At 51.9% G+C, this 231-nt stretch carries 1 pseudogene; it reads right to left on the bottom strand.

Annotated features, from left to right (window positions below):
- Positions 1-37: 37 nt before the first annotated feature.
- Positions 38-231 (bottom strand): annotated as a pseudogene (locus tag HBA93_RS23925) (DsbA family protein); the annotation flags it as partial.

The following is a 231-nucleotide window of genomic DNA, read 5'->3' as shown; positions in this document are numbered from 1 at the left end:
TGCAGCCGCAAAACATCAGACAAAGCGCTCTGTCTTGTTATTTGGTCGCTTTTTCACGCGCACGGGCATCAGCAACCGCCATTTTGAAACCGGCATAATCCAGCGCCATAGCGCGGAACGGGCCGATCAGATGGGTTGGCGTGCCCTCAACACCAATTGACTCGGCCTGAGACATAACCCGCTGTAACTGCGAAGTAATTTTGCCGTTATTTTTGTTCAGATCAGCCTGCA

Source organism: Ochrobactrum sp. SFR4 (assembly GCF_019730395.1).
Lineage (GTDB): Bacteria > Pseudomonadota > Alphaproteobacteria > Rhizobiales > Rhizobiaceae > Pseudochrobactrum.
This window is presented reverse-complemented; position numbering and strand designations above follow the sequence as displayed.